Here is an 8,932-nt window from a genome sequence, read left to right as displayed (position 1 = left end):
AGCTGGCCGCGCAGGCTGCCGGGGAGTTGGTGCTGCCGCCGGCTGAGGTGTGTGAACACACCGAGCGGCAGTTCAATGATCCGGGCCGGCCGTTGGATGACGGTGAGCTGAGTGATCCGGATGCGATGCAATTGGCCTGGGCGGCGATGTTGCGGTTGCTGGACCGAGTAGCCCCCGATTACCGAAACTAACCCAATCCCCCTGTAGGAGCAGCCTTCGGCAGCTCCTACAGGGGATCGGTGTTCAATCGCCAATCCCGTAGGAGCGAGGCTTGCCCGCGAAGGCGGTGTTTCAGACAACCACTGTGCTCGGGTGTACTCGATGTTCACTCTTGCTGTACAGTCGTTCAGCTCGCCATGAAATCCCGAGCCCAACGACTGAACCCAGGAGCATGTCGCCATGAATCAGGAAGCCCGTTTTTCCCGCATGGAACCGGAGTTGCGCAAGGCCAATCTGATCGAGGCGACGCTGGTGTGTCTCAAGCGGCATGGCTTCCAGGGCGCTTCGATTCGCAAGATTTCCGCCGAGGCCGGGGTGTCGGTGGGGCTGATCAGTCATCACTATTCCGGCAAGGACGAACTGGTGGCCGAGGCCTACATGTCGATCACCAGCCGGGTCATGACCCTGCTGCGCGACGCCATGGAGCAGGCCGCACCCAATGCCCGCGAGCGCCTGTCGGCGTTTTTCCGCGGTTCCTTCTCCGCCGAACTGCTCGATCCGCAGCTGATCGACGCCTGGCTGGCGTTCTGGGGCGCGGTGAAAACCGCCGAGGCGATCAACAAGGCCCACGATGATTCCTACGGCGAATACCGCGACATCTTGAGCAAGGTGCTGAAGGACCTGGCAGCGGAAGAGGACTGGGAAAACTTCGATGCCGATCTCGCCGCGATCAGCCTCAGCGCCTTGCTCGACGGCCTGTGGCTGGAGCTGGGCCTGAACCCCGGCACCTTCACCCCGGAGCAGGGCATCCAGATTTGCGAAGCCTGGGTCGATGGTTTGCAGGCCGGCGGCCGCCAGCGTTTCTGCGTGCAGACGAGCAGCTGTTGATCGACTGTTCAGCTATCGATACTCTCAATCCTTGATGCAGCAAAACACTCTAATAAGAAATACGCCTTCGGGCCTGTGCAGGACACCCAGCAATGACTCCTCGGGTACTGATCGTCGACGACGATCCGCTGATTCGCGATCTGTTGCACGCCTACCTTTCCCAGGAAGGTTACGACGTTCATTGCGCCGCAACGGCGGAACTGGCCGAAACCTTCCTGGCCAGCCAGGCCGTGGACCTGGTCATGCTCGACATCCGCCTGCCGGGCAAGGACGGACTGACCCTGACCCGCGAACTGCGGGTGCGTTCGGAAGTGGGGATCATCCTGATCACCGGGCGCAACGATGAAATCGACCGCATCGTCGGCCTGGAATGCGGTGCCGACGACTACGTGATCAAACCCCTCAATCCCCGTGAACTGGTGTCCCGGGCGAAGAACCTGATTCGCCGGGTGCGCCACGCGCAATCGCCGCAACCGGTGGCCACGGTCGCCAAACCGGTCAAGCAGTTCGCCGACTGGGCGCTGGACACCGATCGCCGCCGCCTGATCGATCCGGCCGGCGGCGAAACCCTGCTGACCCACGGCGAGTACCAGCTGCTCAGCGTGTTCCTGCGCAACAGTGGCCACACCCTCAGCCGCGATCAGTTGATGGACCAGATCCGCAACCGCGAATGGGTGCCCAACGACCGCTCCATCGACGTGCTGGTGGGCCGCTTGCGCCGCAAGCTGCACGACGATCCCGCCGAACCGCAATTGATCATCACCATCCACGGCGCCGGCTACCTGTTCACGGCCAGCCTGGCGGCGTGATGGCGGTGCGGCGACTGCTCTGGCTGCTGCTGGCGCTGGTCGCCAGCCAATGCGCCGTTGCGGCAGAGAAAGTGCGCTACTGCGATTATCCGGTCTACCCGCCGATTTCCTGGAGCGACGGCAAGCAGGTTCGTGGCCTGGCGCCGAGCGTGGTGAAGAAACTGTTCGGCGAATTGGGCTACGAGGTCGAGATCGTGGTGCTGGGCAACTGGAAACGCTGCCTGCTCGATGCCGCCGAAGGCCGGGTCGACGTAGTGCTGGCCTACAGCAGTCCGGAGCGCGAGCGCAGCATGCTGTTTTCCACGGTGCCGGTGCTCCGCGAGGAAGTGGCGTTGTTCATCAATCGCCAGCGCCCGGTGAAATTCGAGAAACTCGAAGACCTGGCCCATTACCGCGGCGGCCTGTTGTTCGGTGAAAGCTACGGCCCGGAGTTCGATCGCATGGTGGCGCAGAACAACAACATCGAATGGGTCTCGGACAGTCGGCAGAACTTCGGCAAGCTGATCCGCGGACGCATCGACTTCATCACCCAGGAACGCCGCACCGGCCAGCTGTACGTGGAAAACCTGCCCGGTGCCCAGGACATCGTCGCCTTGCCCAATGCCCTGAGCGTCGACTATCTGCGAGTTGCGGTTTCCCGTCTTTCGCCGCTGGCCGCGCACATGCCGCAGATCAACGCGCAATTGCAGCGCATGGCGGACGCCGGTGACATCGAGCGCCAGCTCGATGAAAGCGAAGTGACCTATCGCGACATGATCAACCTGCCGGCGAACGAACGATGATCCGCGCCCGTCCCGGTGGTCTGCTGCGGCGCCTGCTGCTGTTCATTCTGTTGTTCAGCCTGTGCTTCACCGTGCTCGCCAGCAGCGTGCAGCTGTACATCGAATATCGCCGGGAAATGCGCGACATCGACTCGCGCATGGAGCTGATCCGCGCCGGCTATCTGGCGAGCCTGGAACGCAGCCTGTGGGATCTGAACCAGGAGCAGTTGAACGTGCAGTTGCGCGGCCTGGTGGATTTTTCCGATGTGGCGCGGGTGCACCTGACCAGCGCCGATTACGATCTGGTGCAAGGCAATCCGGCCCCCATCGGGCCGTTGCGCATCGAGCGCTTTGCCCTGGATTACCAGCCGCCATCCGGGCCGTTGCGCCAACTTGGCGAGCTGGAGGTCAGCACCGATCTGGGTGCGGTCCATCAACGCCTGTACGCCAGCGGCCTGACCAGCCTGTTGTGGATGGGCGCGTTTCTCTGTGGCCTGGCGGTGGCGCTGTCGGGGCTGTTCTATCGTCTGGTCACCCGTCATCTGAAAGTCATGGCCGAATTCGCCCGGCGCATTGCAGTCGGTCAATGGCATGAACCATTGATTCTGGACAAGCGACGCAGCGCACATAAAGACGAAATTGACACCGTGGCCCACGCTCTGGACGACATGCGCCGGGCGATCCTCAGCGACATCGACCGCCGGGAATGCGATCGCCTGGCCTTGCAGGACAACCGCGACGAACTGCAACGGATGGTCGAGCGACGCACCGCCAGCCTGATGCGTGCCAAGGAGGAAGCCGAAGCGGCCAACCACGCCAAATCACGGTTCCTGGCGACCATGAGCCACGAGTTGCGCACGCCGCTCAACGGCATTCTCGGCATGGCCGAATTACTGCGCGGCGCCAGTTTGAACCCGCAGGACAGCAAGCGTCTGGACGCCTTGCACAAGGCCGGCGAAGGGCTGCTGAGCATCCTCAACGAAGTGCTGTTTTTCGCGAAACTGGAGGAGGGCGCGAGCCTGCCCGAGCCGGTGGACTTCTCGCTTCGCCAGTTGCTCGACGAAGTGCTGACCCTGCTCGAGCCCAAGGCGCTCACCAACGACACCATCCTGCTGTGCCGCGTCGATGAGCGGGTGGCGGCGCGTCATCACGGCGCCGAGCAATTTCTGCGGCAGATCCTCAGCAACCTGTTGGCCAATGCGATCAAGTTCACCCAGGACGGCGAAGTCAGTGTCGAAGTGGCTTTGCTCGCGCAATCTGAAGGGCAGCATTTGCGGGTCAGTGTTACGGACAACGGCATCGGCATTACCCCTGAGATGCAGGCGAAGATTTTCGAGCGCTTCACCCAGGCCAGCGAAGAAATCGCCCAGCGCTTTGGCGGCACCGGCCTGGGGTTGGCGATCTGCAAACACCTGGTGGAGTACATGGGCGGCAGCATCGGCGTCAGCAGCGAGGTCGGGCGCGGCAGTTGTTTCTGGTTCGAATTGACGTTGCAACCGGCGGGCGAGGTCATCGAGCAGACACCGGTCAGTACGGCGGGCGGGGCGCTGGACATTCTGGTGGTCGAGGATGTGGCGCTCAATCGCGAAGTGGCCGAGGGGCTGTTGCAACGGGAGGGGCATCGGGTGTGGCTGGCCGAAGACGCGGAACAGGCGTTGCAGCAGTGCGCCGCTCAGGTGTTCGACCTGATTCTGCTGGATGTGCACTTGCCGGGCATGAGTGGTGTCGAGTTGTGCCGCCGGTTACGCGCAAGCGTTGGGCCGAATCGCCAGACACCGATGATCGCGCTGACCGCCAGTGTCCAGCCGGCGCTGGTGCGCGGTTATCTGGACGCCGGCATGGACGGCATTCTCGCCAAGCCGTTGAAGCTGGAAAGCCTGCGCCAGGTGCTGGCGGGGCAGGCCACGGTCAAGGAGCCCCTGCAAGCGGGCGGGACCATGGACTGGCAGCTGCTGCAAACCCATCGCACCTTGCTCGGCGAACAGAAAGTGCAAGGGCTGCTGACGGTGTTGCGAGACTCGATCCTGCAGCACCGCGAGGCACTGAACGAGGCGATCGAGGCTGACGATTGCACGGAAGTTGCGCAACTGGCGCACCGGCTGGCCGGCAGTGGCGATTCCCTTGGCTTTCGCGGGCTGGCTGAGGTGTTGAGAAGGCTGGAAAGCGCGGCACTGGGCAACGATGGGCCGGCAATCCGTGGGTTGGCGCCGACCGTTCAGGCGCAGATCCAGCGGGCGTTGCAAATCCTCGAAGACCTGCTGCAACGCTGAAATACATTTTTGTTACAACCTTCTACAACTGCGAACTTTACGTTCAACGGCAACTTACATGGCTTTCCAATAATCGACGCAACCGCCGCAGCGCGGTCTTCGAAGCTTATTGGAGATAATAATAATGATCCGCCGTAAAGCTGCTCCTTCCCTGCGCCGTGACCTCCTGTCATGCGCCTCGCACCTCTCTGAATGTTGAGGTGCCGACATGAACGACAACACTGATCGCAAAGGCATCCACCTGACCCGCGCCCTGAAAAGCCGGCACATTTTCATGCTGTCTCTGGGTGGCGTCATCGGCACCGGGCTGTTCATGGGCTCGGGCGTGACCATCAATCAGGGCGGCCCGCTGGGGGCGGTCCTGGCCTATCTGGTCGCCGGTTTGCTGATGTACCTGGTGATGGTCTGCCTGGGCGAACTGTCGGTGCAGATGCCGGTATCCGGTTCGTTCCAGACCCACGCCACCAAATTCATCGGCCCGGCCACCGGCTTCATGATCGGCTGGGTGTACTGGATGAGCTGGGCCACCACTGTGGGTCTCGAGTTCACCGCCGCCGGAATGCTGATGACCCGCTGGTTTCCGACGGTGCCGATCTGGTACTGGTCGGCGTTCTTCGTGGTGGTGCTGTTCGGCCTCAATGCCCTGGCGACCCGCGCGTTCGGCGAGGCCGAATACTGGTTCTCGGGGATCAAGGTGGCGGCGATTCTCGGGTTTATCGTGGTGGGGGTGCTGGTGATCTTCGGGGTGATGCCGTTGACCAGTGGCGCGCCGGCGCCGATGGCCGACAACCTGATTGGTGATTCGCTGTTCCCCAACGGGTTGTCGGCGGTGTTCGCGGTGATGATGACCGTGGTCTACGCCTTCCAGGGCTGCGAGATCATGGGCGTGGCGGCCGGTGAAACCGATCAGCCGGAAAAGAGCATTCCGCGTGCCGTGCGCAACGTGGTGTTCCGCGTGCTGATTTTCTACGTGTTGGCGATTGTCGTGCTGTCGGCGATCGTGCCGTGGCAGCAGGCGGGGCTGATGGAGAGTCCGTTCGTGCAGGTGTTCGACATGGTCGGCATTCCTTACGCCGCGGACCTGATGAACTTCGTGATCCTCACGGCGATCCTGTCCGTGGGCAACTCCGGCCTCTACGCCTCGACCCGCATCCTGTGGGCGATGTCGAAAACCGGCATGGCGCCGAAAAGCCTGTCGCCATTGAGCAAGCGCGGCGTGCCGTTGCGTGCCCTGAGCATCACCCTGTGCTTTGCCCTGGTGTCGCTGCTGACCAGCTTTGTTGCGGCGGACACCCTGTTCATGGTGCTGATGGCGGTGAGCGGCATGGCCGGCACCGTGACCTGGATTGTCATCGCCCTGGCGCAGTACAAATTCCGCAAGGCGTACCTGCGTGATGGCGGCAAACTCAGCGACCTGAAATACCGCGCCCCGTGGTTCCCGGTGTTGCCGTTGACGTGCATTGCACTGTGCTGTTCGCTGTTCGTGTTCCTGGCGCTGGATGAGACGCAACGGCCTTCGTTGTATTGGGGCTTTGGGTTTATTGCGCTGTGCTATGGCGTGTACTTCCTGTTCCATCGCAAACGCGAAGCGGTGTTGGCGCCGAGCTTGCCGAGCGCCTGAATTGCTCCTCCAAACAGTCCCCCTGTGTAGGAGCTGTCGAGTGAAACGAGGCTGCGATCTTTTAAAAGCAAGATCAAAAGATCGCAGCCTTCGGCAGCTCCCACATTTGTTTCTCTGTCGTCCACAAAACCCCGTAGGAGCAAGGCTTGCCCGCGAAGACGTCTTCGAAATCGCCTTCGCGGGCAAGCCTTGCTCCTGCAGGTCATGCGCCCGTCTGTCGGCAGTTGTTCGAAGTTGTAACAGCGCCAACGAAGCCCTCCCGAATATCAAAAAATATTCCATATAAAACAATCACATAAACAATTTCTGTGCCTGTTACAGGCTATTTCATCCCCCAATTGCCGTCTTGCTGAACACTCGTTTAGTATGGCCTCAAGTCGCAACACCTCAGACCAATCAAAATAATTCGAGGACTCGCATGACTACTCACGATTCTCTGCTCAGTCAGGTCGAAGCAGGCGTTGCCTGGATCACCCTTAATCGCACCGCCCAGCGCAATGCGCTGGACATTCCGACGCTTAAAAAAATCCACGAACTGCTCGATGCCTATAACGCCGACCCAGCGGTTCGCGTCGTGGTGCTGACCGGCAGTGGACGCAGCTTCTGTGCCGGTGCGGACCTGGACGAGTGGGCCGCTGCCCAAGCCCGGGGCGCGCTGGAGAGCTATGGCTGGACCGAAACCGCCCACGCCCTGATGACCCGATTGCACAGCCTGGACAAACCGACCATCGCCGCCATCAACGGCACCGCCGTCGGCGGGGGTATGGACCTGACCTTGTGCTGCGACCTGCGCATCGCCGCGCAATCGGCGCGCTTCAAGGCCGGCTACACCAGCATGGGCTACTCGCCGGACGCCGGCGCCAGCTGGCACCTGCCACGCCTGATCGGCAGCGAACACGCCAAGCGGCTGCTGTTCCTCGACGAACTGTGGGGCGCCGATCGTGCCCTGGCCGCCGGCCTGGTCAGCGAAGTCTGCGCCGACGAGCAACTGCACAGCGTCGCCAGCGAACTGGCCACACGCCTGGCCGCCGGCCCGACCTTCGCCTTTGCCCAGACCAAGAAACTCATGCGCGAAGGCGCCGACCGCAGTCTGCCGGAACAACTGAAGGCTGAACTCGCCGCCGGCCTGTTGTGCGGTCGTAGCGAAGACGGCAACGAAGCCCTGCGCGCCGCCATGGAAAAACGCGCGCCGCGCTTCATCGGCCGCTAATCCAGCGACATCCCTCCATCAGCACACGAACAACAGGTAGCACCATGAATTTCCAACTGACCCAAGAACAAGAAATGTTGGTGGACTCGGTACGCAGTTTTGTCGAAAAAGAACTGCTGCCCTATGAAGATGAAGTCGACCGTGCCGACGAAGTCTCCCCGGAACTGGCGGCGCAGATTCGCGGCAAGGCCATCGCCGCCGGTTTCTACGCCTTCAACATGCCCGAAGAAGTGGGCGGTGGCGGTCTGGACTATCTGTCCCAGGCGCTTATCGAGCGTGAGCTGTCCAAGGTTTCCTGGGCGCTGCACGTGTTCGTCGCACGCCCTTCGAAAATTCTCATGGCCTGCAAGGGCGACCAGATCAACGACTACCTGCTGCCGTGCATCCAGGGCGAGAAAATCGACTGCTTCGCCCTCACCGAACCGGGCGCCGGTTCCGATGCCAACGCGATCAAGACCCGCGCCGTGCGTGACGGTGACGACTTCATTCTCAACGGCAGCAAGCACTTCATCAGCCATGCCGGCCACGCCGATTTCGCCATCGTCTTCGCCGTGACCGACACCTACGAGCACAACGGCCGCAAACGCAACGCCGTGACCTCGTTCCTGGTCGATCGCAACACCCCGGGTATGACCATCCGCCGTGGGCCGAAGTGCGTGAGCAACCGTGGCTACCACACCTTCGAAATGTTCTTCGACGACTGCCGCGTACCGGCCTCCAAGGTGCTGGGCGAAGTCGACAAGGGTTGGGAAGTGGCCAACGCCTGGCTGACCGCCGGCCGGGTGATGGTCGCCGCCAACTGCGTCGGCCAGGCGCAACGGGCGCTGGACGTGTCGCTGCAATGGGCCGCCGACCGCAAGCAGTTCGGCCAGCCCATCGGCAGCTACCAGGGCGTGTCGTTCAAGCTGGCCGACATGGCCACGCAGATTCGCGCCGCCGAGCTGCTGACCCTGCACACCGCCTGGAAAATGGATCAGGGCACCATGACCGACGGCGAGGCCGGTATGGCCAAGCTGTTCGCCAGTGAAGTGCTGGGTCGCGCGGCCGATGAGGCGGTGCAGATCTTCGGCGGCATGGGCCTGATGGACGAAGGTCCGGTGGAGCGCATCTGGCGTAACGCGCGGATCGAGCGGATCTGGGAAGGCACCTCGGAAATCCAGCGCCACATCATTTCCCGCGAACTGCTGCGGCCGCTGCTGCGCTGATCCGTCCGG

Annotated in this window: 7 protein-coding genes and 1 pseudogene; all 8 read left to right on the top strand. The window is 62.2% G+C overall.

The annotated features are described in order from the left end of the window. Positions 1-191: pseudogene (locus tag HNO86_RS20600) on the top strand (class II aldolase/adducin family protein); the annotation flags it as partial. A 208-nt stretch (positions 192-399) separates the two neighbouring features. Beyond that, entirely contained in the window at positions 400-1,047 is a 648-nt protein-coding gene (locus HNO86_RS20595) for a TetR family transcriptional regulator C-terminal domain-containing protein (protein WP_175378774.1), read from the top strand. A 92-nt stretch (positions 1,048-1,139) separates the two neighbouring features. After that, positions 1,140-1,856: a response regulator gene (locus HNO86_RS20590; RefSeq protein WP_175378773.1), complete on the top strand. Its 717-nt coding sequence runs from the start codon at positions 1,140-1,142 to the stop codon at positions 1,854-1,856. Then, positions 1,856-2,638 carry an ABC transporter substrate-binding protein gene (locus HNO86_RS20585; RefSeq protein WP_175378772.1) on the top strand — a complete coding sequence of 261 codons (783 nt, stop codon included), beginning with the start codon at positions 1,856-1,858 and terminating at the stop codon, positions 2,636-2,638. Before HNO86_RS20590 ends, HNO86_RS20585 begins: the two co-directional genes overlap by 1 nt. After that, the gene (locus HNO86_RS20580) at positions 2,635-4,887 is read left to right on the top strand and encodes an ATP-binding protein (RefSeq protein WP_175378771.1); all 2,253 of its coding nucleotides are present in this window, start codon (positions 2,635-2,637) and stop codon (positions 4,885-4,887) included. The genes HNO86_RS20585 and HNO86_RS20580 overlap by 4 nt, the downstream gene beginning before the upstream one ends. A 208-nt stretch (positions 4,888-5,095) precedes the next feature. After that, entirely contained in the window at positions 5,096-6,508 is a 1,413-nt protein-coding gene (locus HNO86_RS20575; protein ID WP_175378770.1) for an amino acid permease, read from the top strand. A gap of 418 nt (positions 6,509-6,926) precedes the next feature. After that, positions 6,927-7,718 carry an enoyl-CoA hydratase/isomerase family protein gene (locus HNO86_RS20570; RefSeq protein WP_175378769.1) on the top strand — a complete coding sequence of 264 codons (792 nt, stop codon included), beginning with the start codon at positions 6,927-6,929 and terminating at the stop codon, positions 7,716-7,718. Between the two features lie 44 nt (positions 7,719-7,762). Next, the gene (locus HNO86_RS20565) at positions 7,763-8,923 is read left to right on the top strand and encodes an acyl-CoA dehydrogenase family protein (protein WP_175378768.1); all 1,161 of its coding nucleotides are present in this window, start codon (positions 7,763-7,765) and stop codon (positions 8,921-8,923) included. Positions 8,924-8,932: the final 9 nt, after the last annotated feature.

The organism is Pseudomonas sp. C1C7 (genome assembly GCF_013359595.1).
In the GTDB taxonomy this organism is placed as follows: domain Bacteria; phylum Pseudomonadota; class Gammaproteobacteria; order Pseudomonadales; family Pseudomonadaceae; genus Aquipseudomonas.
Note: the sequence above shows the minus strand (reverse complement) of the source record. Positions and strands in the feature narration are given on the sequence as shown.